This is a genomic window from Kumtagia ephedrae, from assembly GCF_003012745.1.
Classification (GTDB): Bacteria; Pseudomonadota; Alphaproteobacteria; order Rhizobiales; family Rhizobiaceae; genus Kumtagia; species Kumtagia ephedrae.
Genome location: NZ_PXYK01000015.1, coordinates 26,317 through 51,403 on the forward strand (window position 1 = coordinate 26,317; position 25,087 = coordinate 51,403).

Genomic DNA, 25,087 nt, shown 5'->3' on the forward strand with positions numbered 1-25,087 from the left:
CCCGCCGCGCAGGGATCGACCCCGGGGGAAGACATGTCGAAGCCGCAACTCGTCCTGGTCTACGAGCCGGAGGACGCGTGCCGGGAAATCCTGGCCCGACAGGGCTTTGCCGCGGAACGCGCGCTTGAGATTTCCTCCTATCTCGCGCAAAGCACCGACATCGCCCTGGAATTTTCCGGGATCGAGGATGCCTGCGCCCGGCGCGGCCTGCGCTTCGTTCCGGTGCCGCTCGACGCGGCGGCAGGCACCCTGGCCGGAGCCGATCCGGCGGCGACGCTGGTGTGGACCCTTACCGACGGCATCGCCTATTTCCGCGGCGGCGCGGCGCCGGCGCTGGCGCGGCTTGCCGGCCTCGCCACCATAGGCTCCGACGACTCGCTGTTCGCGCTCTGCCAGGACAAGTTCCGATCCGGCGCGGTCCTCGGCGCGCTCGGCCTGCCGGTGCCGCCGGCCGGGCTGGCACGCGACGGCGAATGGCTGGTGGCGCCGCCGGCCACGGCCAGCGGCTATTTCGTCAAGCCCAACCGGCTCGGGGCCAAGATCGGCATCTGGCCGAACTCGCGCTGCGCCGACGCCGAGGCGGCGCTGGCGCTCAGCCGCCGCATCTTCGCCTGTTATCGCGACGATGCCGTCGTCCAGCCCTATGTTTCCGGCCGCAACGTCCGCGCCAGCTTCCTCGCCGTCGATCCCGCCACGAAGGTCGAGGCGCTCGGCGTGTTCTTCGTCGATGCCGGCGGCGATTTCCAGACCATGGCCGATTCCATGGCGCTTTATGGCGACACCGGCGCGAAGGCCAGAGCCGCGGAAACCTATCGCGAGCCGGAACTCGTGCCAGTCGCCGCCATCCAGCCGCGGGCCGACCGCCGCATCCGCTCCATTGCCGGGAGGCTGATGGCGGCTCTCGGCGTTCGGGACGTGTTTTCCATGGATTTCCGCGTCGAAGAGGACGGCACGGTCCATCTCCTCGAATTCGAAGTCTGTCCCGGCCTGCCCTGCTTCGATTTCCGCGCCTACTGCCGGGCGCAGTGGGGCCTCGCCCTGCCCGACGCGATGGCCGAGACAGCGGCGCGGCGGCTCCTCCCCGCTGCCTGAACCACATTCAAGATCGGCTCCTTCCCCTTCGGCTTCCGCTTTAGACACCTTCCGATCGACGCTGTCCCGAGACCGATCCCAGCCAGCGTCGCATTTATCGCATTCACACATCTCGCACTTGGCCGGGCCGTCTCCAACTCCGAGATGAAGATCTTCATCGGCTTTGGCTTCGCGGAGTCCAGGCCTCGGAAGTGGCGAAGCCAGAGCCGATGAAAAATCTCTCTTCAGCCGGCAAAGCCAGTCCGGATGTGTGGATCCTGTAGAGGCGTCGCATGGTGAGATCGGAAGTCTTCAGCTCCGACCTTGAGTTCCTCGGCAATAACCCCCTCACCGGCCCTTCGGACCTGTTCGGGGGTTCTTTCAGCGGCTGGGACTTGCCTGAGGTGGGGTTGCTTTCGGCCGCTCCTTGTCAGCATCCGTCAGGATTGTTTTCGCAAAATCTATCCCCTCCCTTCCCGACCACAGCGATACTTCCCGCCGCCCATGCAGGAAAGGAGGCGGCGGTGGACTGGGATGCGGCAATCGAGAAGAATCGCGAGGCGCTGAAGCGCATCCTCGCCATGCTCGTCGCCATGGCCGGCCTGGAACTCGGGGAACTCAGGGGACAGTTTACTTTGTTTCGGCAGAAGGGCACAGCCGCTTCGAGGTTTTCGCGGACCGAAAAAAGTAAACTGTCCCCGGCACTTGACCCGGAACTCACCCTTCCCCGCCGCCTCCACCGCGCCATACTCCGGCTCCTGCGTCCCGCCGAAGCGGCGGTGCGGCGCCTGATCGTCGTGGCAGCACGTAGCCTCATCGTCGCCTTGCCGCCGCCCCGGCAGAAACCGAAGCCGAAATTCCGGCCCGGGGCCGGCCCCGTCCGCATGCCGGCGCGGCCGAAAGCCCGCGCCCGCAGCACCTCACTGCCTCTGCTCGATCCGCTGAAACCCTGGAGCCGCCGCCCGCGGCGGGCGCCCAGGGGCGTGCCGCGCATCTCCTGTCCCGGCTACAGCGAGCCGTTCCGCATCCCCGCCTGGTCGCCCAACGATCCCATCGATGCGACGCGGCTGGACGCGCGGCTGTGGGCGCTGGTTTTGGCGCTCGACGACCTGCCCGGCCAGGCAAGGCGCTTCGCCCGCTGGCGGGCACGCCGCGACGCAGCGATCGCGCGCGAGCGAGAATCCGGCGGTCTGCGCCGATTCGGCCGCTTCTCGCCGCTGAAGCCCGGCCGGCCGCCCGGCTGGCGGCGAAAAAAGCCCGTTCACGAGGTGCACGAGGTCCTCGACGTCCTGCACGGGCTTGCGCAGTGGGCACTGGAGCCGCCCGACACGTCGTGACGACGCTCTGCTTGGCGGACACGACAGCGAAGGACCGACCGGCCAGGGGATTTCCGCGGCGGGGCGGCGATGCATGCTGTCGACCCTTGCGGGTCTGTTGTCCAGAGCCCGACCAACCTGCCTGGCTGTGCTCCAGGGTCACCGCGGCCGGTCGCGGCGACCCGTCGATCAGATCACCTCGAAATCGGCATTGGTCAGCGCCAAGCCGACAGTCAGTGTGGCGAAGTGCACGCCGGCGGCGGCGCCGGTCCCGTCCGCATCGTAGAACAGCTTGCCGGTGGACGTGTCGTGGATGATGCGGTCGCTGGCATCATGCGCCAGGCCGGTGGTGTTCGACCAGAAGGCCGCGGCTGCGAGCGTGCCGGTCGTCAGTGCCGCGAAGATCGCGTCGTCCAGCTCGATCGTATCAGCCGCCACGCTGAAGTCGGCGATGACATCGATATTGTCCGCGCCCAAGGCGGTCGAGAAGGCAAATACGTCCGCACCGCCGGAACCCTTCAACACATCGTTGCCGCCCTTGCCGTCGATGCGATTGTCGCCGGCATTGCCGGCGATCTCCTGGCCGATCCCGTTCCCCGTGAGATCGATGTCGGACGTGCCAGCCGAGCCGTTGGTCTGCAGGATCTCGACATGCACACCGGCGCCGAGCGCATAGTCCACCGCCGCCACCACCTTGTCGGCCGCGCCCTGCGACATGCCCTCGACGATGACGTCGCCGGAGTTGAAGACCCGGTAGGTGTCGCTGCCGCCGAGCCCCTTCATCACGTCGGCCGCCCCCTTGCCGCCGTCATGCAGGATGTTCTCTCCGGCATTGCCGATGATCTCCTGGGCGAGCGCGTTGCCGGTCAGGTCGATGGCGGACGTACCGGCCGAGCCGTTGGTCTGCAGGATCTCGACATGCACGCCGGCGCCGAGCGCGTAGTCGACGGCGGCATTCACCTTGTCGAGGCTGCCTTGCGAGGCGGCCTCGGCGATGGCATCGCCGGAATTGAACACACGGTAGGTGTCGTTGCCCCCAAGACCCTTCATCACGTCGGCCGCGCCCTTGCCGCCATCGTGCAGGATGTTCTCCCCGGCATTGCCGGTGATCTCCTGGGCGAGCGCGTTGCCGGTCAGGTCGATGGCGGAGGTACCGGCCGAAGCCGTGGTTGTCAGCTTTTCGATGTCGTCATCCGCCGCGAGCGCATAGCTGACGCGTGCCGCGACGTGATCGGCAGTCCCGTCGCCGGCGACCTCGACGACGATATCGTCCTGCGTGTCGACCACATAGGTGTCGTCGTCGGCATGGCCGGCAAGCGTATCCGCTCCCGTTCCGCCGTCGAGCCAGTCCTCTCCGGAACCGCCGGAAAGCTGGTCCTCGCCCTCCGCGCCGTACAGCTTGTCGTCACCGTCCTGGCCGTAAAGCGTGTCGTTGTCGCCCAGGCCGAAAAGCTGGTTGTCGATGCTCGTTCCGAAGATGACATCATTGTGCTGCGAACCGCGGGCGTTCTCGATCGTGCCCACGACGATGATGTCGTTGCTTGCTCCACCGGCATTCGGGCCGCCGCTGAGATAGAGCGTGATGCCGCTCGCCACGCCTTCGTAGCTGATCGTGTCCATGCCGTCGCCGCCGTCGTAGCGGCTGCCGCTGGCCAGGCTGGCGACCAGCGTGTCGTCGCCGTCCTCGCCGTAGAGCGCGTCCTTGCCGCCCTTGCCGGCAAGCGTGTCGGCGCCGCCGCCGCCATGGAGCACATTGACGCCGCTGCTGCCGTAAAGCGCATCGTTGCCGGTGGCCGAGCCGATGGCGGACGAGAAGGTGCCGGCCTTGATCGTGTCGCCCACCGCGTCGCCGAACTTCGCGCTGCTGGCCGCGAGGTCGACCAGGACGCCCAGCGTCGAGGTCTTGTAGCTCAGCGTGTTGCGACCGGCGCCACCGTCGAGCGTGTCGGCGCCTGCGCCTCCCTCGATGACGTCGTTGCCGACGCCGCCGGAAATCTTGTCGGTGCCGCCGCCGCCGAACATGACGTCGGCCAGCTCGTCGCCCTTCAGCGTCTCGCTCGTGTCGTCGCCGACCGTCGTGCGGATGATCTGCGTCTGCGTGAACGCGATGTCGCTGCCCGGGCCGTCGACCTCGGGGTCGGTCGTTGCATAGACATGAGTCAGCACTCCGCCGGCCGTGCCGATGACGTCGGCGTCCCTTTCTACGTGGATGGTGTCGGCGACCATGAACTCGCCGGTGATAGCCGCGCCGCTCGGGCTGAAGATTCTGGCAGCAATGTCCTTGTTGGCGCCGCCCATCTCCCAGGTGACCGCGATGAAGCCGTTGTCCATCAGCGCCAGCGACGGGTTCGTCTGTGCGCCGACGGTAACCTGGTTTATCTTGAAGGCGGCAGTGCGCGCCGTGCCGTCTTCGTTGTAGATGCGCATGTTCAGGTCGAAGATGTTCGAGACCCCGTCGTGGTTGAGGTAGGCGACGGCGAAGCCGCCATCCTTCAGTCCGATCACCTGCGGATTGTGGCCCTCACCGCCACCGGTGTCGTCCACCAGGATGTCGTCGGTGACCGCCGCGTTGTCGTCGCCATACTTGCGGACATGGGTGCTCCAGCCCTGGCCGAGAACGAACTCGGACCAGACGATCACGTAGCCGCCATTGGCCAGGGCGGAAATGGAGGGCACGGTCGTGTCGTTCTGCGGCAGGTCGTCGACCGCCCAGGCTCCCGTCAGCACGCCCTTGGCGTCGAACCGCGCGAAATCGACGTCGCCATTGTCTCCGGCGGCGGTGTTGGGCTCGAAGGTGACGACGAAGCCGCCATCCTTGAGCGCCGTGACCCCGCCCATCCCGGTCGTTGGGAAGCTTTCGAACACGAGCGCATCGGGTCCGAGCGCGACGCCTTCGCTGTCGAAGACCCGGTAGCGGAGCTGGTTCGCGCCGGAGCTCATATCGTTGAACAGCGTGACGAACCCGCCACCCTCCAGGGCGACGGTCTCGCTGCCATGCTGGTCGCCGGCGCTCGTCGAGTTGACCGGGCCGATTTCGAACAGCGGCGCCGAGTTGGTCGGATCGGTGCCCGCCTTGTAAGCGGTCGCGACGATCTGCGTCGTGCCGAAATGGTCGAAGGTGGTGACCAGCGTACCATCCTTCAGCACGGTGATCGACGGCGAACCTTGATTGTCCGTCTTGAAGATGTCGCTGAGCGCGACCGGTTCGAGAATCTGTTCGTGGTTATAGGTGATGATTGCCATGGAAAGCCCTCCGCCTTGCTGATGCCGGGTAGAGCCTTGCTCGACCCCTTGGCGGCCCGTATAATTTGTGAGTGTATCGGTCTTGTGTCGCTAAATTTTCGGTTTAGATACAAAAGTACCGTAAAATATCTGCATACTGCCGTGCGTGTGATCGGTCGCGCAGGCGCCGACCGCGGCCGGGTCGATTGACGCCCCGCCGCTTTCATCGCAGGGAAGGATGATGAGCGACATCGACGACATCGACAGGACGATCCTCGCCCTTCTCCAGGAAAACGGCCGCACGCCCTATGCCGAACTCGGCAAGGCGGTGGGACTGGCGGTCTCCTCGGTCAACGAAAGGGTGAAGAAGCTCAACGAGCGCGGCGTCATCGAAGGGGTGCATGCCGCGGTTTCGGCTTCGGCGCTGCGCCTCGACCTGCTCGCCTTCGTGTTCGTCGGCTGGAACGACCCCGCGACGGAGGAACAGTTCCTGGCCCGCGTCGCCAGCGAGCCGGCGATCCTGGAGTGCCACCACGTCACCGGGACGTGGAACTATCTGCTGAAGGTGAGAACGCACACCACGCGCGACCTGGAGGCCTTCCTCGGCGGCATCGTCAAGGCCGTGCCGGGCGTGCTGCGGACGGAGACGCTGATCGCGCTTTCCTCGCCCAAGGAAACCGGCCACCTGCCGCTCGTGCCCCCGACCGAACATGCGCGCAAAGCCGGAAGATAGACCGTGGCCGCCGCCGACCTGGTCGTGCTGGCGGCCACCGTTTCCGTACGACTGCTCGGGGGACGGCGTAATTTTTCGCCGAAAGCCGCAAAGAACCCTAAGCTTTCAGCCGAGATCAGCGGGGTTTCGGAGGATTTTCCTCCGACATCCCGGCGGAAAGCGGAAAACTCAGGTGCGCGCCATGCAGACCGCGGTGTGGCCCGCGCCGACGAAGCCGAGCTGGCGCGCCGCGGCCTTCGATACGTCGAGCACACGGCCGCGGATGAAGGGACCGCGATCGTTGATGCGCACGACGACGCTCTTGCCGTTGTGCTTGTTGGTAACCCGGATTTTCGTGCCGAAGGGCAGGCTGCGGTGGGCGGCGGTCATGGCCGACGGGTTCATCCGTTCCCCGGAAGCCGTCCTGGAGGTCAGTGCGTACCAGGAGGCGCGGCCGCACTGGGCCGACGCGGTGGCGTTGAAGGACACAAGGGTTGCGCCCGCGGCAAACAGTATTGCCGCGGCTTTGCCGTATCTGAATTTCATCTGTGAAGAGTGCTCCGTGCGACGTGACGGAGCATTGTCATTCAAGCAAATGGGGTGCCGAATGGGGCGGGTTTCGGGCGATTCCGAGGCGAGCGATAACGTCTGATGTCGAGATGTAACATTCCGTCAGAAGTAGCGCCCGCCGCTTTCGCAAGCAGTGCACTCGAGATCAGGCGCCAGCGGCAGCCGCAAGGCCTCGCAAGCGAGATCCTTCGAAGACGGCATAAGCTCATCCATGGAGAGGCTGCCGGAAAAACTTGCCGCCACCCGGCAGCGCTCCTGCCATCACCATGGCGAGGAGCAAGGGGATGCAGGACCGCCCCATCGCCCTTCCAAAGACGGCCTGGCTGCCCAAGGCTCTTGCCTTACCGGCGGGCGGCCGGAATTGAGAATGCTGCTCCCTACCCTCCCCTTGCGGGCTTGGCGCTCTACAAGAAGATTGAAATCGCCATCGGAGACAACGGGCTGAACCTCGCAGGCCTAGAGCATTTCGCATTTAGGTTGACTTGTATCCGGCGTTTGCGAGGTAGTTCTGGCATTCGCTGGGCGGGATTGTTTCGAGGGTTTCGGTGAGGGCGTCATGGACGGCGTCGACGGTGCGGCCCATGGCCTTTCGCATGGCGTGTTTGAGCTTTGCGAAGAGCTGCTCGATCGGATTGAGGTCGGGGCTGTAGGGCGGCAGGAAGACGAGCTTGGCGCCGGTCCTGCGGACCATGGCGCGGACCTCCTTGCTCTTGTGGCTGCCGAGATTGTCGAGCACGACGATGTCGCCCGGCTTAAGCGTCTTGAGCAGCTCGGCCGCGACATAGGTCCGGAAAGCCTCGCCGTTGATCGGCCCGTCGAGCACCCATGGCGCCTCGATCCGGTCGTAGCGCAGGGCCGCGATGAAGGTCATGGTCTTCCAGTGGCCGTGAGGCACATGCGCGAGGAGCCGCTTGCCGCGGTCGGCCCAGCCGCGCAGCGGAGCCATGTTGGTCTTCACCCAGGTCTCGTCCAGGAAGACTAGGCGCGTGGGATCGATCTTGCCTTGATGGCGCTGCCACCGCTCACACAGACGGGCCAGCCTCGGCCTTGCCTGCTCGGCGGGAAGAACGGTTTTTTTTGAAGCTCTTGCCCTCGCGATGCAAAAAGCGCCCGACGCTGGCCGGGTGCAGCTTCAGACCGCGCGCCGCGAGCCCGGCCGTCAACACGGCGAGCGTCACATGCGGAGTGCGCTCAACCTCGGCCAGGACCCAGTCGCGATCCGCGCCCGTGATCAGGGGGCGACGGTGGCCCCCCATCTGGCCCGGCGCAGCGCTGCCCGTCGCGCGCTGCCGCGCCGCCCATTTGATCACGCTCGACACCGCGACCTTCAGCGCCGCTGCCGCCGCGCGGCTCGTCTCACCCGCAGCCAGCCGATCCATCGCCTGCTGCCGCAAATCCATCGAATACGGTCTCGCCATCTGTCGACCTCCACGGTCAACAGATGGAATCTGATTTGCCCCTGCCAGGGAATCCCCCGATTCAATCAAAACGCAGCGCGCTCTAGAGCTGCGGCTTTTCCTCCGGCATCGGCTGCACCGGCGCCCCCGGGAATATCTTCTGAAGATTGCCGGCGATCACCTGGTCGCCTTCCGAAACGCCTGAAGACAGCACGACGAGGCCGCCGTCGACGGGGCCTAGCGAGACCAGGCGCTGCTCGACCAGGTTGTCCTTGCCGACGACATAGACATATTTGCCGAACTGGCTCGACCCGAGTGCCGTCTGCGGCACCATCAGCGCATCCGGATGCTCGCCGACATGCAGGCGCACGCGGACATACTGGCCGGGCAGCAGCGTCCGATCGGCATTTTCGATCGTCGCGCGCGCCAGGATCGTGCCGGTCGAGCGTTCGACGGAATTGTCGATGAAGGTCAGCGCGCCGCTGTGCCGCGGCTCGTCCTCGCCCGGCAGGAACACCTCGGCGGTCACCTTGCCCTTGGCGAGCAGCACTTTCTGGATGCCGGCCAGCTCGTTCTCGTTCGGATTGAAGGTGACGTAGATCGGCGAAAGCTGCACCAGGTTGTTGAGCGGCGTGCCGGCGGCATTGCTGACCATCGTGCCCTCGGGTGCCCTGTTGCGTCCGAGACGGCCGGGGAAGGGGGCGCGAATTTCCGTGTTCTGGAGATTGAGCTCGGCGATGCGTACCGTCGCCTTCGACATCCCCACGGTTGCCTCACCCTGCCGGACGGCACTGGTCCGCTGGTCGAAGCTGTCCTTGGCCAGATAGCCGCTGGTGGCGAGATCGTTGCCGCGATCGAGGCTGGTGCGGGCGTATTCGAGCGAGGCCTCGTCGCGCTTGGCCTGCGCCTGCGCCAGCTCGAGCGCGGCCTGATAGTCGCTCGGGTCGATCCGGTAGAGGAGATCGCCCGCCTTCACGTCGGTGCCGTCGGGGACCACCTGCTGCTGAAGGTAACCCGAGACCTTGGCCTGCAGCGTGACGTCGCGGATCGCCTCGGTGCGCGCCGAATATTCGAGGTAGATCGGGATCGTCTTCCTGACGATGCCGACCACCGGAACGGGCATGGCCTGCGGGGCCGCGGCGGCCGGCGCCGCGCCCGCCGGAGTTCCGGCAAGCTCGGGCATGCCACGGGCCAGGAAATAGGCGGCGACGAGCGCCGTGACCACAAGGGCGCCATTGGCACCATATTTCAACACACGCATTTCCAGCTCCATTCCTATTCCGCGGGCTCGGCCCTCTCGGGGCCATGCGCAGGCATCGACGGGTGGGCGGCGGCCGGCGAAAAACGTTCGCGCCATTGCTCGAGAACCGCATAGAAGACCGGCACGAAGATCAGCGTCAGCACGGTCGCCGCGAGCATGCCGCCGAACACCGTCGTGCCAAGCGACTGCCGGCTTGCCGCGCCCGCTCCGGTCGCCTTCATCAAAGGCACGACGCCGAGGATGAAGGCGAAGGCGGTCATCAGGATCGGCCGCAGGCGCAGCTTGGCGGCCTCGGCCGCCGCCTCGACGATCTCCAGGCCTTCCTCCCGCCGCCGCTTGGCGAACTCGACGATGAGGATCGCGTTTTTCGCGGCGAGGCCGATCAGCATGACGAAGCCGATCTGCGAATAGACGTCGATCTGCATGCCGCGGAACCACAGGCCGACGAGCGCGCCGAGCAAGGCGAGCGGCACCGCCAGCAGCACCATGAACGGCATCGACCAGCTCTCGTACTGGGCCGCCAGGATCAGGAAGCAGAAGACGATGGCGAGCCCGAAGACGAGCAGCGCGATCGAGCCGGCCCTGATCTCCTGGTAGGTGATGCCGGTCCATTCGAAGCTGAAGTCGCGCGGCAGCGCCGTCGCGGCGGCACGCTCCATCGCCGCGATCGCCTGGCTCGAACTGTAGCCCGGCGCGGCGGCGCCGTTGACCAGGGCCGAGGGGTAGTTGTTGTAGTGGGTGACGGTCTCCGGGCCGGCGATGGGCCGCAGCGAGCCCAGCGTGGAGAGCGGCACCATCTCGCCGGCAGTGTTGCGCACGTAGAGGCGCGAGATGTCGGCGGTCGAGGCACGGGCCTTGGGGTCCGCCTGCAGCGTGACGCGGAAGGTGCGGCCGAACAGGTTGAAGTCGTTGACGTAGAGCGAGCCGAGATAGATCTGCAGCGTGTTGAAGATGTCCGGCAGGTTGAGGCCGAGCAGCTTCGCCTTGTTGCGATCGAGATCGTACTGGAGCTGCGGCGTCGAGGTCGAGAAGGTGGTGAAGAGCGCGTACGGATTGATCTCCGGCTGCTTGCGCGCCTCGGCGATCAGCGCCTGTGTAGCCTGGTCCAGCGCGACGGCGCCCTGGCCGGTCAGGTCCTCGACCTGGAACTCGAAGCCGCCGGTCGCGCCGAGGCCTTGGATGGATGGCGGATCGAAGGCGAGCACCATGGCGTCGGGAATCTGGAACAGCATCTGCTGCGCCCTTTCGCGCAGCGCGACGGCGCCCTCCTCGGGGCCGCGCTCGTCCCAAGGATCGAGGATAACGAACTGCACGCCGGCGTTCGACTGGTTGGCGAAGGACAGGAAGCTGAAGCCGACGACCGAGCCGACTGTGGTGACGCCCGGCAGGCTGCGCAGCATCTCCTCCGACTTCCTGGCCACCGCTTCGGTGCGCTCCAGCGACGCGCCGTCGGGAAGCTGCAGGACGACGAAGAAATAGCCTTGGTCCTCGACCGGCAGGAAGGTCGAGGGGATGCGCTGGAACAGCATCCAGGTGCCGGCGAGCGCCGCGACGAAGACGACGAGCAAGGCCCAGCGCAGGCGTATCAGCCCCCTGATGCTGCCGGCATAGGCGTCCGCAAGCCAGTGGAAGCCGTTGTTGAACCAGCGGAACACGAAGAATTGCGGCTCGCCGCGGTAGCGCAGGAAGGCGGCGGCGAGCGCCGGGCTCAGCGTCAGCGAGTTGAAGGCGGAGATGCCGAAAGAGATGGCGACGGTCAGCGCGAACTGGTTGTAGAGGCGGCCGGCCACGCCGGGAATGAAGGCGACCGGAATGAACACCGCCATCAGCACCGCCGTGGTCGCGATGATCGGACCGGTCACCTCCTGCATGGCCTTGCGCGCGGCGGCGAGCGGCGCCAGCCCGGCCTCGAGCTGACGCTCGACGTTCTCGACCACGACGATGGCGTCGTCGACGACAAGGCCGATGGCGAGCACCATGCCGAGGAGGGAGAGCATGTTGAGCGAGAAGCCGAGCAGATACATGAAGACCAGCGTCGCGATCAGCGACACAGGGATGGCGATCAGCGGGATGATCGTGGTGCGCCAGCTCTGCAGGAAGATGAAGACGACGAAGATGACCAGCAGCAGCGCTTCCACCAGCGTCACGATCACGTCGGTCATCGCCGCCGACACGAAGCGCGTCGTGTCGTAGAACATGTTGTAGCTGACGCCGGCCGGGAACCGCGTCGACAGGTCGTCCATCTTGGCCTTGACCCGGCTCTGCAGGTCGAGCGCGTTGGAGCCCGGCGCCTGCAGGACGGCGAGGACGACGACCTGCTGCTCGGTTTCCCGGTTGTTGAGGTTGACCGAAGACGAATACAGGAGTGCGCCCAGCTCGATCTTGGCAACGTCGCGCAGCCTGACGGCCGCGCCCGTGGCGGGGTCGACGCGCAGCACGATCTCGCCGAACTGCTCGGGATCGGACAGCCGGCCGACGGCGTTGACCTGCATCTCGAAGGCCGTTCCGGCGGGCGCCGGCGCCTGCCCGATCTTGCCGGCCGCGACCTGGATGTTCTGCTCGGCAACGACGTTCTGCACGTCGACGGCGGTAATGCCGAGGCTCGTCATCTTGTCCGGATCGAGCCAGACCCGCATGGAGTAGCGCCGTTCGCCGAAGAACAGCACCTCACCGACCCCGGGCAGACGCTTGATGGGATCCAGTACCTGCAGATAGGCGTAGTTGCTGAGCGTGGTGAAGTCGACCGCATTGCCGGGCGAGCCGATGGCCACCAGCACGGTGAAGTTCGGGTTCTGCTTGGTGACCGTGACGCCGGTCTGGTTGACCAGCGCCGGCAGCGAGGGGGCGGCCTGCGAGACACGGTTCTGCACGTCCATCGCGGCGACGTCGATGTCGTAGCCGACCTCGAAGGAGATGGTGATGCGCGACGAGCCGTCATTGGAGCTCGTCGACGACATGTAGAGCATGCCGGGCACGCCATTGAGCTGCTGCTCGAGCGGCGTCGTCACGGTGTCGGCGACGACCTGGGCGCTGGCGCCCGGATAGTTGGCGGCAACGACGATCTGCGGCGGCGTGATGTCGGGGAATTGCGAGACCGGCAGCAGGAAATAGCAGATACCGCCCGCCAGCATCATGATGATGGCGATCGCCGAGGCGAACACCGGACGCTGGATGAAGAACCCTACCATTGGTCAACGTTCCCCTCGGCCGCGCGACCACAGGGCCGGCGACACTGTTCCCCTCGCGTGCGCTTCCGCCGCAGCATCCTGCCGCTCCCGTTGGCGAAATACCCACAACCTGCCGAAAGCCGGTCAAAGGTCGGGAGGGCACGTGCGCATCCTGAACGGGCTCTCCCGAAGCTGTGATGCGCGGTCCGCTTTCCCGGATGTTGACTTGCGGCAGGGTATGTTACTATCTGGTAACGTCAGATGTGACCGGCTGGTAACATTGTCAAGGGCCTTCCGGCGAGAAGACTGGAAGGGAGGAAACGATAATGACGATTCCTGACAGACCGGCGCTCCCGCCGAGGGACCGGATCATCGACGCCGCGCGCGATCTGTTCCGCAAGCACGGCGTTCGCGGGATCGGGGTAGACGCGATCGCGGAAGCCGCCGACAGCAACAAGATGACGCTCTATCGCCATTTCGGCTCGAAGGACGACCTGCTCATCACCTGCATCGAGAAGGCGGCGTCCGAAGCCGAGGCCTTCTGGGTGGCGCTGGAAGAAGCCCATCCCGGTGACGCCAAGGCCCAGCTCAGGGACTGGGTGAAGCGGGCGGGCGACTTCGTCACGGTCGATCACTGCAATTGCGAACTGATCGATGCCGCCGCCCAGCTGGTGGAGAGCGATCATCCGGCACGCCGCGTGATCGAACAGGTGAGGAGGGGGCAACTGCGCAGGCTTACCCAGCTTTGCCGGGACGCAGGCATCGCCGAGGCGGAGCTGCTGGTCGACGCGCTGACGCTGCTGATCGAGGGCGCGCGCGTCAACTGGCGCAGTGCGGGAGAGGGCGGCGCGAGCACACGGTTCGTCGACGCGGCCGAGCGTCTGATCGATAGCTTCGCAACGCAGCAGCGTGTTCTCGCAGTCGGCTGACCCATCCAGGCCGGCCGGTCTTCGAAGGGTGTGGATAGTACCCTATTGTTGCGCGACGAAGCGGCCGGCCTTGCCGTAGCTCCGGGGAAACGTCGAGATCGCGTGCGACGCCACTTCCACCCCGCGGGCGATGGCCGAATCGGGCGTTGCCCCGGCGACGATCGCCGCCAGATAGGCCGCATTGAAGCTGTCGCCGGCCCCCACGGTATCGACGACATCGACCACGGGCGCGCTTACAATGCTCTCCGCGCCGTCAACCATGCAGCTTGCGCCCGCCGCGCCGCGCTTGACGACCAGGATGCCGCCCGGGCGCAGTTGGGCCGCCACCGCCCCGGACCCCATGCCTTCGCCGAGGGCCGCCACTTCATCCTCGTTGAGCAGCACGTGATCGGCAAGCGGCAGCCATTCGCCGAACGTTGTCCGCAGGAGCGGCGTCCAGCCTTGCGTCGGCCAGCCCGGGTCAATGGCGGTGGCCCAGCCGCGCGCCCGCAACTCGCCGAGGATCCGCGTCGTCGCGGCGCGGATGGCGGGCATCAGCAGATTGCCGGAGAGGATGGCAACGGCGCCCGGCCGCGGCGCCGCCGGCACGCGGGCCAGCAATGCCTCGGGCGTGGCGCGCTGCAGATGGCCGGGCGTCGTCAAGAAGACGCGGTCGCCGCCCTTGTGCACGATCCCGACGGTGGTCGTGGTCATGCCCGGATCGTCGCTCCAGTCGCAGCTGGCGGCATCGAATCGGCCGCGCAGCCAGACGCCGTTCGGGCCGTCGCCGGTCGAGGCGACCAGCCGGTGCGGCTCGCCCAGGCCGGTCAGCGCCAGCGCCGTGTTGCCGGCCGAACCGCCCGCCCGCATCTCCGCGCGCTCGACCTCAATCTCGGTGCCGATCGCCGGCCAGCCGTCCAGAGGCCCCAGGACGAGGTCGACATTGACGTTGCCAAGGACGAGGATCGGCGGGGCCGCGGCCGCCTCAGCGCGGGCGGGCGACGACGGGGACATAGGTCTCCAGCGCGGGCTCGGGGAACCGCACGGTGCGCTGCAGCTCCGAAGACATGTAGAGGCCCATCAGGATCTCGACGACGGCCAGCCCGTCGTGGAACGTCTCCAGCGGCGTCTCGCCCCTGCGGAAGCATTCGACCATGTGGCGGTTCTCGTCGGTGTAGCCGTAGACGCCGGCCTCGTCCTCGAGCACCGGCATCAGGCCCTGCTCGGCGTTCTGCTTCTCGACCAGGTCCTCGCCTTCCGAACCGGTGACGGCGCGCGACATGAACACCTTGAGGCCGGTCGAGAGCGAATTGAACTCCATGGCATATTCCGGCCCCAAGAGCTCGAGCTGGATGCGCAGGCCGGCGCCGACATAGGCCCAGGACGTCGTCGCCTCGATCATCAGGTCATTGCCGTCCTCGTCCTCCAGCTCCACCGTGGCGCGGGCGAAATCCTCGGAGGGGCGATTGCGGTAGTCGACCTCGGCACCGAAGCGGGCCTTGAGCTGATCGGCGTAGTGCGGCCGCGTCCACTTCAGGTTCGCCACCGTGCCGTTGACCGCCTTGACCCTTAGCGAGCCGCGCTTGGCGCCCGGCGCGGTCAGCAGGTGACGCGCCACCTCGACCGAATGGCACATCATGTCGGAGAGCACGCCGCCGCCCTGCCTGTCGCCCTGCCAGAACCACGGTTCGTGCGGGCCGGAATGCTCTTCCGCGGCGCGGGCGAGATACGGACGCCCGGTGGTGGAGGCGGCGCGCCGCCAGACGATCTCCTTGCCGCGCAGCACGGGCGTCGAGAATACCTGGTTCTCCAGGTAGCCGTGGTTGAGCCCGGCGTCCTCGACGAGGCGAACCATCTCGCGCGCCTCGGCCACCGTGCGCGCCAGCGGCTTCTCGCAGGCGACGGCGAAGATCTTGCTCCTGCCGGCCTTCTTCGCCGCGTGCAGCGCCTTCATCACGTCGAGCCGGGTGTCGTTGGGCGAGAGTATCCAGATGGCGTCGACGTCGTCGGCCTCGAGCAGCGCCTCCAGCGTCGCATGCGTGCGGCAATGGCCGAGGCCGAACTCCGTCACCGCATCGGCGAAGCGCTGCCGCTTCCCGGCGCTGCGGCTGTAGACGCCGGTCACGTCGACATTGCGCACGCCCACCATCGACTTCAGGTGGAAATGCGCGATGAAGCCCGACCCCACGAAGCCGACGCGCAAGCGCTCCCTCGTCTCGACCATGGAACTCTCCTTATCCTGACGTGCCGGCGGGACCGGTGGTCCCGCGAATCTTGAGCATGGTCGGCAGCACGATCGGCTCGGCCGCCACTTCGTCACCGCCGATCACCTGCAGCAGCAGCGACATCGCCGCGCGGCCGATCTCGGCGCGCGGCTGGCTGACCGTGGTCAAGGGCGGAAAGATCACCTCGCTCAGATAGATGTCGTCGAAGCCGACGACCGAAACGTCGCCGGGCACGTCCAGCCCGCGCCGGCGCAACTCGTGGATGGCGCCGAAGGCCATCTCGTCGTTGGCGCAGAATATCGCCGTCGGCGGCTCGGGCAGGTCGCACAGGATCGCGCAGAGCGCCTGACCGCTGCGCAGCAGATAGTCGCCACGCTGCTCGTAGGCTTCCGGCACGGCCAGGCCGGCATCGTGCATCGCCGCGCGCCAGCCGTCCCGGCGCAGCCTGGACATGATCTCGGGCAGCGGACCGGTGAGGTGGGCGATGCGCCGGTGACCCAGCCCGACGAGATGCCGGACCGCCTCGCGCGCGGCGGCGAGATTGTCGATGCGGACATGCGGCAGGCCCGATCCCTCGATCGTCTCCAGCGCCACCACCAGCGGCAGATCCGAGATCGCAATGCCCGCGGCGTCCAGTCCGGCCGGCAGCTTGCCGGTCATCAGGATCATGCCGTCGGCATGGCCGTCGCGCAGCATGTCGAAATACTCGGTCTCGCGCTCGGGGTTGCTCTCGGTATTGCCCATCAGCACCGAATAGCCGGCCTCGCGGGCCGCCTGCTCCACCCCCTTCATCACCTCCAGATAGAACGGGTTGCCGATGTCGCGCACCACCATCAGCACGGACATCGAGCGGCGCGTGCGCAGATTGCGCGCGCTGACATTGGGCCGGTAGTTCATGGCGCGCGCCGCCTCGCGGATGCGCGACAGCGTCGGCTCGGCGACCAGCCCGGTGCCGGTGAGCGCGCGCGACACGGTCGCCGGCGAGACGCCGAGCCGCTGGGCGATATCCTTGATTCTTGGGCGCCCGTTCATGCCCGCATCGCCCGGCCACGGCCATAGAACAGCATCAGCAGCAGCAGGGTCGCCCCGAAGATCATCTGACGGCCGGATTCGTCGATGTTGACGGTGGTCAGGATGCCCTGCAGCACGGTCAGCATCATCGCTCCGGCCATGGTGCCGGTGTAGCCGCCCTTGCCGCCGGCAAGCGAGGTGCCGCCGAACACGACGGCGATGATCGACGGCAGCATGTACTGCTCGCCGACATTGGCGAAGGACGAGCCGGAATAGCCGAGCAGGCAGATGCCGGCGATTGCCGCGAAGACGCCCGAGAGAACGAAGAGCGATACGCGCATCGCGGCCACCGGCACGCCGGCCATGCGGGCCGCCTGCTCGTTGGAGCCGATCGCGTAGACGCGATAGCCATAGACGGTGCGCGACAGCAGGAAAGCGAGCAGCAGGCCGATCGCCACCCACAGCCAGATGATCCCCGGCAGGCCGAACAGGAACGGCTGAGTGACGAACTGCGACAGGCCGGGCGCGGCGCGGCCGGAGGGGATGCCCTGGCGGATGACGACGAGCAGACCCTGGAGCACGCCGAGCATGCCGAGCGTCATCACCAGCGGCGGTATGCGCAGCAGCGTCACGCCGAGGCCGTTGGCGAGGCCGAACAGCGCCCCCGTGGCGATGCAGCCGAGGATGGCGAGCGGAATGCCGGCATCCTGCCCGTTCATCAGATTGCCGGCGATGATGGCCGACAGCGACACGACGCCGCCGACCGAGAGGTCGATGCCCTCGCGGCCGCCGAGGATGACGAGATTCTGGCCGGCGGCGACGATGCCCAGAAGGGCGGCCACGATCAGCAGGCGCATGATCTGCGTCGGCGAGGCAAAGCCGGGAGACAGCAATTCGCCGACGATCAGGAGAACGACGATCAGCGCCAGCGCGACCAGCAGCGGTTGCCTGGCGAGGTCGAGAAGCCGGCTCATGAGCGCGCCCTCCGCCCGACCAGTATGCCGGCCATCAACGCAACGAGGATGGCGAGGCCCTGGACGAGGTTCTGCCACTCGGAGGGGGTGCCGACGAAATAGACCAGCGAGTTGATGAGGCCGATGATCAGCGCACCGAATACCGAGCCGACGACGGTGCCGTAGCCGCCGGCGAGCGCCGAGCCGCCGAGCACGACGGCCGCCACCGAGAACAGGGTCATCTTGCCGCCGACCAGCGGATCGCCGCTTGCCGTGTCGCCGGTCACGCAGAATGCGGCGAGCGCGGCGAACAGGCCGCAAAGCGCGTAGCCACGCATGCGGATCGCCGTGACCGGCAGGCCGCTCTGGTAGGCGCCCTGTGCGTCGTCGCCGACCGCGAGCAGCTGAAGAGCGAGCCGCGTGCGGGCGAGCAAGTAGAGGATCAGCGCGAGCACCGCGGCAGCCCAGAAGACGAACGGGATCTCAAGGATGCGCCCGCCATAGGCGCGCCAGAAGGTGGCGGGAGCGGGCGTGCCGGCAACCGGCATGATCCAGAGCGCCAGCCCGGTGAAGAAGATGGAGGTGGCGAACGTCGCGACGATCGCCTGCAATCGGAACGTGGCGACCACGACACCGTTGACGAGGCCGCAGGCGAGGCCGACGCCCAGCCCGATCGCCATCGCCGCGATGACGGAAAACCCACTGTCACCCATCGCCGCCATCGCGGCCACGATCACCACGTTCACCAGCGAGACGATGGCGCCGGCCGACAGGTCGATGTCGCCGGCATAGACGACATAGGTCTGCGCCACCGCGAGCAGCATCAGCGCCATGTATGTCTTCACCAGCCCGGTGATGCCGACGAGGCTGACGCTGCGCGGCTGCCATATGCCGTTGAGCGCCAGCAGCAGCAGCATGATGGCGAGCGCCGGCAGGAACGGATAGCGCTCGATGAAGCGCTTGACCGAACCAGGCTCGCGCGGCGGCTTTGCGACTGCGTCTACCATCAGGCCATTCCCATCAGGCGGCCTCGTAGGCGGCTTCGTAGAGGTTGAACCGGGTCCGCTCGGCACCCTGCAGCGAGCGCCTGATTCGCCCGCCGTTGAAGACGAGGATGCGATCGGAATTGGCGAGCAGTTCCGCATCCTCCGAGGAATAGAGCACGATCGCCATGCCTTCGGCCGCGAGCTTGCGCACGAGCGCGAAGAGGTCGGCCTTGGCCGAGAGATCGATGCCCTTGGTCGGATCGTCGAGCAACAGCACGCCCGGCCGGTCGATCAGCCAGCGGGCGATCACGATCTTCTGCTGGTTGCCGCCCGAGAGCGAACCGATCGGGTGGGAAAAACCCGCGAACTTAGTCTTCAGCGCATCCACCGCAGGGGTGGCCTTCGCCCGCAGCGCGGAAGGACTGGCGAGCTTGAGGCCGTTGCGCAGGAAATGGATCGGCGTCACGTTCTCGAGGATGGTCCGGCCGTGGATGACCCCGTCGCGCCCCCTATCCCCCGAGACATAGGCGAGGCCGGCGCGGATGGCAGCGCGCGGATTGGCGGGCCGATAAGCCGCGCCGTCAAGCGTGACGCTCCCGGCGGTCACCGGCGCCGCGCCGAACAGCGCGCGCAGCACCGCCGACTGGCCCTGGCCATGCAGGCCGCCCAGCCCCAGGATCTCGCCCTGGCGCACGTCGAAGGCGACATCGGTGAAGCCCGGCCCCGCCAGCGCCGACACGGAAAGCGCGAGCGGGCGCTTCGCCTCGTTCGCCACCGACGCTTGCGGCGCCGCGGCGGCCAGGGACGGCTCTTCGCCGACCATCATGCGCACGACTTCCTGCGGGCTGGTGTCGGCGATACGCGACGATCCGACCGTGCGGCCGTCGCGCAGCACGGTCACGCGGTCGCCGATGGCGAAGATCTCGTCCATGCGGTGGGAAATGAAGACCATGGCCCGGCCCTCGGTCTTCAGCCGGCGCAATATCTCGAAAAAACGGTCGACCTGGGCGCGGTCGAGCGCGGAGGTCGGCTCGTCGAAGATGAGGACAGGAGCTTCCGTGGCCAGCGCCTTCATGATCTCGACGAGCTGGCGCTGGTCGGCGCGCAGCGCGTCCACCCTCGCATCCGCGGCAAAACCCTCGCCGGCTACGCCCTCGAACAGGGCGATGTAGCGTCCAGCCCGCTCGGAAAGCGCCGTGCGATCCACGAACGGCCCATTCATCGACAGGTCGGGCAGGCAGATGTTTTCCTCGACGGTGCGGCGGGCGGCGAGGCTGAGCTCCTGGTAGAAGATGCCGATGCCGAGGGCTTTGGCGGCGCGCGGGCCTTCGACAGTGACCGCCTTGCCGTCGAGCACAACGTCGCCGCTGTCGGGCTTCACCGAGCCGGCGACGATCTTGCACAGCGTGCTCTTGCCCGAACCGTTCGAGCCGATGAGCACATGAACCTCGCCGGCCTGCAGTTCGAGGTCGCCGCGGCTGAGCGCCATCGTCGCGCCGTAAGCCTTTCTGGCGCCACTGATCTTGAGTTTTGCCATGTGAAATATCCCCAGCCGGCGACCGGAAGCGAGAACGGGGTTCCCGCCTCCGGTCCGGGAGGAACAGCCTATTTGAAGAGCGCCTCGGCGTCTTCGATCGAAAGCGTGCTGGTGTAGGAATAGTGGCCCGGCTTGCCGTCGAGCTGCGCCGCGGCTTCCGCCAGGTTGGACGAGTCGATGAACGGGATCGGCAGGTACATGGCGTTCTTGTACTGCCCGGCTGTCGCCGGCTGCTTCAGTTCCTTGCCCTGGAGCATCAGCACCGCGACATTGAGCGCCGAAGCCATGACGCCGGGCGGGTTCACCGAGGCGCCGGAGTTCAGCTTCTCGGCCGTCCACAGGTCGATGAAGTCCTTGCGTATCTCGCCGGTGGCGGCGATCTGATCCTTCTTGCCGGCATCCGTGATCGACTTCCAGGCGCCAGCGGCCATGCCGTCCTGCACCCATACGCCGCTGATGTCGGGATTGGTGGCGAGGATGTTCTGCATGGCCTGCTGGCCCTGCGCCTGATCCCAGTTGGCGTTCACTTCGTTGACGATCTTGATGTCCGGATACTTCTCGAACACCGACCGGTAGCCGGCGACGCGCATCTCGTTGGCCGGGTGGCCCGCAACGCCGTTGATGGCGACGACGTTGCCCTTGCCGCCGAGAGCCTTGGCCAGCCATTCGGCGCCGGCGGCGCCCCAGGCGGTCTGGTCGATGCCGACATAGGTCGCGTCGGGCGAGGAGACCTCGGCGTCGGTGGAGATCACGAGGATGCCCGCCTCCTTCGCCTGCGCGAAGACCGGGTCGAACGCCGTGGGGCTGTTCGGGTTGATGATGATGGCGTCCACGCCTTCATTGATGAAGTTGCGGACATGGGCGATCTGGCCGGGCACGTCGACATTGGCGCTCTGCACCACGACTTCGACGTTGTGGCCCTTTTCCTTCCACGCGGCGGCGGCGGCCTGGGCTTCCTCGATCATCTGGGTGCGCCATTCGGAGCCGACCCAGCCGTTGGAAAGACCGATCTTGAAGTCGTCCGCATTTGCGGACGAGACGGAAACGGCAATGGCAGCGACGCCCGCAAGCGCGAGCAATTTCAGATTTTTCACGGAGCCTCCCTGGCTTCAATTGATGAAATCGATTGTAAGGTCAAAATGAAATCGATTTCAAGCGCAAATTTCCAGAGCTCTGCCTGGGGAGTGCCGCGTCTGTGGGAACAGAACGCCGAAGTCGTGCCGGCGACGATCCAGCCGGCAGCTTCAATTCATATGGGCGCTTGTCTCGGCCATGCAGCGCCGTGACGGCGATATCGGGCCCCTTTGGCTCCGGCCGGTAGAGCTGCGCAGGCAGGCGGCGGGCAACGCGAACCAGCTGCTCATCGCCGGTTCAGCGCGAACGATTGTGGTCGATTTGTATTAGCCGAGGACACGGCGCGCGAAGGCATTCACAGGCTCGTGCCGGCAATAGCTTTCGCGCACCGCAGCCAGGCGTTCGTCGCGAGATGCATCCGTTACGCCAGCCCATATGACCAGCCCGGCAAGAACGACGCACTCACGGAGGGCTGCCGCGGCGCCTTATATCTGCACCGAGAACTCCTCGATCAGGCCATCCTTCGGCTCGAGCCCCAGCCCCGGTTCCTGCGACACGGTCAGGTATCCGTTCTCGGGCTGCGGGACGCTCTTGAAGATCGCGTTGTAGGCCATCCATTTGTGGAAATGATATTCGACCAATCCGCCGTTCGACAGGCCGGCATGCAGCGCGATGTTGTGCGGGCCGTTGCCGTTACCATGCGAGAGCGGGATGTGGAACAGCTTGGCAAGGGCGGCGGTGCGGATGGCCGCCGAGTAGCCGCCGTCATTGTTGACGTTGGGCTGTATGTAATCGACCGCGTCGGCCAGGATCAGGTCGCGCGCGGAGAACTTCTCGTTTTCCGCAGCGGCCACCGGGATGATCGTCTTCGAGCGCAGCTCGCGCAGGAGTCTCGGGTCGTTGTAGTAGAGCGGCTCCTCGACGAAGCTGATGTCGAGCTCCTCGCAGCGCTTGCACAGCTCCACGGCCTGCGCCAGGTTCATGCGCAGATTACCGTCCATAGCGAGCTTGACGTCCGGACCGACCGCCTCGCGCATCGCCTTCATGCGGATGTAGTCGTCCTTCGGGTCGGGGATCGGCTGACGGCCGACGGTGTTCTTCAGATGGTTGTTGCCGAGCTTGACGAGGTGCGCCGCCTCGGCCGCCAATTCCTCAGGCGAGTAGACGGGAGCGTTGTCGTAGGCCGCGCCGTGGGTGACGTAGACCGGCACCTTGTCGCGCGCGCCGCCGAGCAGGTGATGCACGGGCAGGCCGAGCATCTTGCCCTTGATGTCCCACAGCGCGATGTCGATCATGGCCAGCGCCGAGATCAGCGTCCTGCCCAGCGGCCGCTCGAAGCTGGCGCGATCGAACAGCAGGGGGATACGTTCGGTCCGCATCGGGCTCTCCCCGATGATCTTCGGCGCAATGTATTTGTTGATCAGGTCGATGGCGACGTGGTGGGTGTAGCCGCTGGTCGCCCAGCCGACGATGCCGTCATTGGTCTCGATCTCGAGCAGCAGCGCGCCTTCCTTGTTCGGCTTGTCCCGGTAGGGCGGCGGCGTGATCGGGATGTTGGCGAGCTTGTGCGCCCGGATGCGCGCGATCCTTGTCCTGGCCTCCACGACGGTGTTGTCCTGTTGGACATAGACATCCTGCAGCACGGCCTTCTCCCTTCCCGAAGTTACAGGCAGGATTCCTAGAGAGGCGCGAGCGTCAGGAAAAATTCAAAAATCCGATCGATTATTCTGAAAATCTGAAGTCGCTCTTCTCCGTCGCATGGCGCTCAGACTTGGCGCAGCGACGTCCGGATCAATTGCGCGAGCCGTTCGGCGGCCGGCGAGAGCTCCTTGCCGCGCTTGCGCACGATGCCATAGCGGTGGACGAGCTCGGGCTCGACGATGCGGTAGACGCGCGAATGGTTCGGCTGGGCGAAACGGACGACCGACTGCGTGAGGATCGCCGCGCCGATGCCGGCCTCGGCCATCGCGACCAGCGTCTCCGCCTGGATGCAGCGGTAGCGCACGTTCAGCACCATGCCGCGTGCGGCCGCCTCGCGCTCGAGCATCGCGCCCATCAGGGTGGTGGTATGGAAGTGCAGCAGTGGCAGGGCCGACAGGTCCGTCAGCGTGATGCTGCGGCGGTTGTGCGGACACATCCGCGTCGGGATCAGCGCGTGCAGCGGATCGTCGAGCAGCGGCTCGAAATCGAGATCCGGATTGCCGGAGATCGGGCCTATGCCGAAGTCGACGGCATCGGTCCCGATCGCCTGATAGAGGTCGGCGGACTTCAGCTCCGACAAGAGCATCTTGATCCCCGGATAGTCGCGCTCGAACTCGGCCAGGATGCGCGGCAGGTGGGTGGAGGCGATGGTGGGCGCGCAGGCGAGTGCGACCTGGCCGCGCCGGATGGCCAGCGCCTCCTGAACGTTGCGCAGCCCGATGCCGACCTCCTGCAGACCGCGCTGCGTGCTGGCGAACAATTTGCTCCCTTCGGGCGTGAGCTTGACGTCGCGCGTGGTGCGGTTGAACAGCCTGGCGCCGAGCTGGTCCTCGAGCTGCTTTATCTGCATGCTGATGGCGGATTGCGACCGACGGGCCCTGTCGGCGGCGGCCTTGAAGCTGCCGTTCTCGGCGACCAGCATGAAGGTCTGCAGCAGCTTGAGGTTCACCCGCGCCAGGGCGGCGGCGTTGGTGTCCGGCGGCGGCTTCGGTTCGGTCATTGGCGACGCCATCCGGCCCGCCTGGACAGGCCTGCGCAGCGACGGGCATCAACGCGGCCAGACCCATCAAACATCATCTGCGCCCCCGCTCCGTCGAGACCGCCTCCAGGGCGTCGAGAAGGACACGCACCAGCCGGCCGGCCGGAGCGCTGCGCGGCCACAGCATGCCGATCTCGCGCACCATCGGCGGGCCGGGCAGCGGCAGGCGCGCCACCGACAGCCCCTCCGGCCAAGGCGGCGCCCAGTCGGGCAGGATGGAGACGCCGAGGCCGTTGCTGACCATCACCGATATGGCTTCCAGCGAATCCAGCTCCAGCCACTCCCGGGGGCGGAGCCTCTGCCGGCGCAGCCACTCGTCGGCGAGCCGCCCACCCCAATTGTTGCGGTCGTAGCGGATGAAGGGCCGCGTCGTCAGCAAATGCCGCGGATCGTCGGCGGCGAGGGCGCTCGGCGCCAGGAGGATCATGGGCTCGGTCCGAAGCACGCTCCAATGCAGCGACTTGGGGATCGGAAAGGGCGGCCGCACCAGGATGGCCGCATCGATGCTCCCGTCGCCGAGGGCCTGGTAGAGATCGGTGGAGGTGCCCGGAAGAACGAAGACCTCGATCGAGGGAACGGTGTCGACGAGGTTGCGCAGGGCGGGCGCCAGGATGCCGGTCAATGCCGTCGACACGGCGCCGAGCCTCATCTCGCCGGACGGCGCGTCGGTGTGCGCGAGGCTCTTCAGGTCGCGGATGTCCCTGAGTATCCTGCGGCTCTGTTCCAGGATGGCATGGCCGGCATCGGTCGGCTGCACCACGCGGCCGGCGCGCACCAGCAGCGGCTTGCCGAATTCGTCCTCCAGGGCCTGCATGCGCTGCGCCACGGCAGCCGGCGTGATCGCCAGGCGGCGGGCCGCCTCGGCGAGCGAGCCGAGCTCCGCGACGAGCAGGAAGGTTTCGAGAAAGCGCGATTCCATCGATAGAAAAACTATCAT

General features: G+C 66.7%; 20 protein-coding genes. 5 read left to right on the top strand and 15 right to left on the bottom strand.

The window, feature by feature from the left end:
• Positions 1 to 33: 33 nt before the first annotated feature.
• Both C7I84_RS16140 and C7I84_RS16145 read left to right on the top strand, forming a co-directional pair.
• Positions 34 to 1,092 carry a D-alanine--D-alanine ligase family protein gene (locus C7I84_RS16140; protein WP_106773236.1) on the top strand — a complete coding sequence of 353 codons (1,059 nt, stop codon included), beginning with the start codon at positions 34 to 36 and terminating at the stop codon, positions 1,090 to 1,092.
• Between the two features lie 503 nt (positions 1,093 to 1,595).
• Positions 1,596 to 2,408, top strand: a complete 813-nt coding sequence (locus C7I84_RS16145; protein ID WP_106773237.1) for a hypothetical protein — start codon at positions 1,596 to 1,598, stop codon at positions 2,406 to 2,408.
• Positions 2,409 to 2,576: 168 nt separating this feature from the next.
• Here C7I84_RS16145 and C7I84_RS29540 read toward each other — a convergent pair whose 3' ends face one another.
• Complete coding sequence (locus C7I84_RS29540) at positions 2,577 to 5,630, bottom strand: calcium-binding protein (protein WP_120785122.1); 3,054 nt, start codon at positions 5,628 to 5,630, stop codon at positions 2,577 to 2,579.
• A 220-nt stretch (positions 5,631 to 5,850) separates the two neighbouring features.
• Here C7I84_RS29540 and C7I84_RS16160 point away from each other — a divergent pair, with 220 nt between their 5' ends.
• Positions 5,851 to 6,342: an Lrp/AsnC family transcriptional regulator gene (locus C7I84_RS16160; protein WP_245428462.1), complete on the top strand. Its 492-nt coding sequence runs from the start codon at positions 5,851 to 5,853 to the stop codon at positions 6,340 to 6,342.
• 168 nt (positions 6,343 to 6,510) lie between these two features.
• Here the strand turns inward: C7I84_RS16160 and C7I84_RS16165 are convergent, their stop codons facing one another.
• A complete protein-coding gene (locus tag C7I84_RS16165; protein ID WP_245428466.1) occupies positions 6,511 to 6,810 on the bottom strand; it encodes a septal ring lytic transglycosylase RlpA family protein in 300 nt (99 codons plus the stop codon).
• Between C7I84_RS16165 and C7I84_RS30595 the strand changes: the two genes are divergently transcribed.
• Positions 6,710 to 6,973: a hypothetical protein gene (locus C7I84_RS30595; RefSeq protein WP_245428470.1), complete on the top strand. Its 264-nt coding sequence runs from the start codon at positions 6,710 to 6,712 to the stop codon at positions 6,971 to 6,973. The genes C7I84_RS16165 and C7I84_RS30595 overlap by 101 nt on opposite strands.
• 390 nt (positions 6,974 to 7,363) lie before the next feature.
• Here C7I84_RS30595 and C7I84_RS16170 read toward each other — a convergent pair.
• From C7I84_RS16170 to C7I84_RS16180, 3 genes are all read right to left on the bottom strand, one after another.
• Positions 7,364 to 8,309, bottom strand: a protein-coding gene (locus C7I84_RS16170; RefSeq protein ID WP_106773240.1) for an IS630 family transposase whose coding sequence is annotated in 2 segments (ribosomal slippage) — positions 7,364 to 7,969 and positions 7,971 to 8,309 — 945 coding nt in all. Because the reading frame shifts where the segments join, the coding sequence is not laid out codon by codon here.
• A gap of 82 nt (positions 8,310 to 8,391) precedes the next feature.
• Positions 8,392 to 9,549 (bottom strand): efflux RND transporter periplasmic adaptor subunit, encoded by a 1,158-nt coding sequence (locus tag C7I84_RS16175; protein ID WP_106773353.1) that lies wholly within the window; start codon positions 9,547 to 9,549, stop codon positions 8,392 to 8,394.
• A gap of 14 nt (positions 9,550 to 9,563) precedes the next feature.
• Entirely contained in the window at positions 9,564 to 12,737 is a 3,174-nt protein-coding gene (locus C7I84_RS16180) for an efflux RND transporter permease subunit (protein WP_106773241.1), read from the bottom strand.
• A 305-nt stretch (positions 12,738 to 13,042) separates the two neighbouring features.
• Between C7I84_RS16180 and C7I84_RS16185 the strand changes: the two genes are divergently transcribed.
• A complete protein-coding gene (locus tag C7I84_RS16185; protein ID WP_106773242.1) occupies positions 13,043 to 13,645 on the top strand; it encodes a TetR/AcrR family transcriptional regulator in 603 nt (200 codons plus the stop codon).
• Between the two features lie 42 nt (positions 13,646 to 13,687).
• Here C7I84_RS16185 and C7I84_RS16190 read toward each other — a convergent pair whose 3' ends face one another.
• From C7I84_RS16190 to C7I84_RS16235, 10 genes are all read right to left on the bottom strand, one after another.
• Positions 13,688 to 14,638: a carbohydrate kinase family protein gene (locus C7I84_RS16190; protein WP_106773243.1), complete on the bottom strand. Its 951-nt coding sequence runs from the start codon at positions 14,636 to 14,638 to the stop codon at positions 13,688 to 13,690.
• A complete protein-coding gene (locus C7I84_RS16195; protein ID WP_106773244.1) occupies positions 14,610 to 15,848 on the bottom strand; it encodes a Gfo/Idh/MocA family protein in 1,239 nt (412 codons plus the stop codon). The genes C7I84_RS16190 and C7I84_RS16195 overlap by 29 nt, the downstream gene beginning before the upstream one ends.
• 10 nt (positions 15,849 to 15,858) lie before the next feature.
• On the bottom strand, positions 15,859 to 16,881 hold the full coding sequence (locus tag C7I84_RS16200) for a LacI family DNA-binding transcriptional regulator (RefSeq protein WP_106773245.1): 1,023 nt from the start codon (positions 16,879 to 16,881) through the stop codon (positions 15,859 to 15,861).
• Positions 16,878 to 17,834, bottom strand: a complete 957-nt coding sequence (locus C7I84_RS16205) for an ABC transporter permease (RefSeq protein ID WP_106773246.1) — start codon at positions 17,832 to 17,834, stop codon at positions 16,878 to 16,880. The genes C7I84_RS16200 and C7I84_RS16205 overlap by 4 nt, the downstream gene beginning before the upstream one ends.
• On the bottom strand, positions 17,831 to 18,820 hold the full coding sequence (locus tag C7I84_RS16210) for an ABC transporter permease (RefSeq protein WP_106773247.1): 990 nt from the start codon (positions 18,818 to 18,820) through the stop codon (positions 17,831 to 17,833). Before C7I84_RS16210 ends, C7I84_RS16205 begins: the two co-directional genes overlap by 4 nt.
• A gap of 13 nt (positions 18,821 to 18,833) precedes the next feature.
• On the bottom strand, positions 18,834 to 20,336 hold the full coding sequence (locus C7I84_RS16215) for a sugar ABC transporter ATP-binding protein (RefSeq protein ID WP_106773248.1): 1,503 nt from the start codon (positions 20,334 to 20,336) through the stop codon (positions 18,834 to 18,836).
• A gap of 68 nt (positions 20,337 to 20,404) precedes the next feature.
• Positions 20,405 to 21,430, bottom strand: coding sequence for an ABC transporter substrate-binding protein (locus C7I84_RS16220; protein ID WP_106773249.1), 1,026 nt, complete (start codon positions 21,428 to 21,430; stop codon positions 20,405 to 20,407).
• Positions 21,431 to 21,895: 465 nt separating this feature from the next.
• The gene (locus C7I84_RS16225) at positions 21,896 to 23,053 is read right to left on the bottom strand and encodes a mandelate racemase/muconate lactonizing enzyme family protein (RefSeq protein WP_106773250.1); all 1,158 of its coding nucleotides are present in this window, start codon (positions 23,051 to 23,053) and stop codon (positions 21,896 to 21,898) included.
• Positions 23,054 to 23,175: 122 nt separating this feature from the next.
• On the bottom strand, positions 23,176 to 24,111 hold the full coding sequence (locus C7I84_RS16230; protein WP_165816100.1) for a LysR family transcriptional regulator: 936 nt from the start codon (positions 24,109 to 24,111) through the stop codon (positions 23,176 to 23,178).
• Positions 24,112 to 24,184: 73 nt separating this feature from the next.
• On the bottom strand, positions 24,185 to 25,069 hold the full coding sequence (locus C7I84_RS16235) for a LysR family transcriptional regulator (RefSeq protein WP_106773252.1): 885 nt from the start codon (positions 25,067 to 25,069) through the stop codon (positions 24,185 to 24,187).
• Positions 25,070 to 25,087: the final 18 nt, after the last annotated feature.

Bases quoted from the DNA above. Each gene is read 5' to 3' on its own strand.
- C7I84_RS16140 (WP_106773236.1), top strand. From the start codon at position 34: ATGTCGAAGCCGCAACTCGTCCTGGTCTACGAGCCGGAGGACGCGTGC.
- C7I84_RS29540 (WP_120785122.1), bottom strand. From the start codon at position 5,630: ATGGCAATCATCACCTATAACCACGAACAGATTCTCGAACCGGTCGCG.
- C7I84_RS16160 (WP_245428462.1), top strand. From the start codon at position 5,851: ATGAGCGACATCGACGACATCGACAGGACGATCCTCGCCCTTCTCCAG.
- C7I84_RS30595 (WP_245428470.1), top strand. From the start codon at position 6,710: ATGGCCGACGGGTTCATCCGTTCCCCGGAAGCCGTCCTGGAGGTCAGT.
- C7I84_RS16175 (WP_106773353.1), bottom strand. From the start codon at position 9,549: ATGCGTGTGTTGAAATATGGTGCCAATGGCGCCCTTGTGGTCACGGCG.
- C7I84_RS16180 (WP_106773241.1), bottom strand. From the start codon at position 12,737: ATGGTAGGGTTCTTCATCCAGCGTCCGGTGTTCGCCTCGGCGATCGCC.
- C7I84_RS16185 (WP_106773242.1), top strand. From the start codon at position 13,043: ATGACGATTCCTGACAGACCGGCGCTCCCGCCGAGGGACCGGATCATC.
- C7I84_RS16190 (WP_106773243.1), bottom strand. From the start codon at position 14,638: ATGTCCCCGTCGTCGCCCGCCCGCGCTGAGGCGGCCGCGGCCCCGCCG.
- C7I84_RS16195 (WP_106773244.1), bottom strand. From the start codon at position 15,848: ATGGTCGAGACGAGGGAGCGCTTGCGCGTCGGCTTCGTGGGGTCGGGC.
- C7I84_RS16200 (WP_106773245.1), bottom strand. From the start codon at position 16,881: ATGAACGGGCGCCCAAGAATCAAGGATATCGCCCAGCGGCTCGGCGTC.
- C7I84_RS16205 (WP_106773246.1), bottom strand. From the start codon at position 17,834: ATGAGCCGGCTTCTCGACCTCGCCAGGCAACCGCTGCTGGTCGCGCTG.
- C7I84_RS16210 (WP_106773247.1), bottom strand. From the start codon at position 18,820: ATGGTAGACGCAGTCGCAAAGCCGCCGCGCGAGCCTGGTTCGGTCAAG.
- C7I84_RS16215 (WP_106773248.1), bottom strand. From the start codon at position 20,336: ATGGCAAAACTCAAGATCAGTGGCGCCAGAAAGGCTTACGGCGCGACG.
- C7I84_RS16230 (WP_165816100.1), bottom strand. From the start codon at position 24,111: ATGACCGAACCGAAGCCGCCGCCGGACACCAACGCCGCCGCCCTGGCG.
- C7I84_RS16235 (WP_106773252.1), bottom strand. From the start codon at position 25,069: ATGGAATCGCGCTTTCTCGAAACCTTCCTGCTCGTCGCGGAGCTCGGC.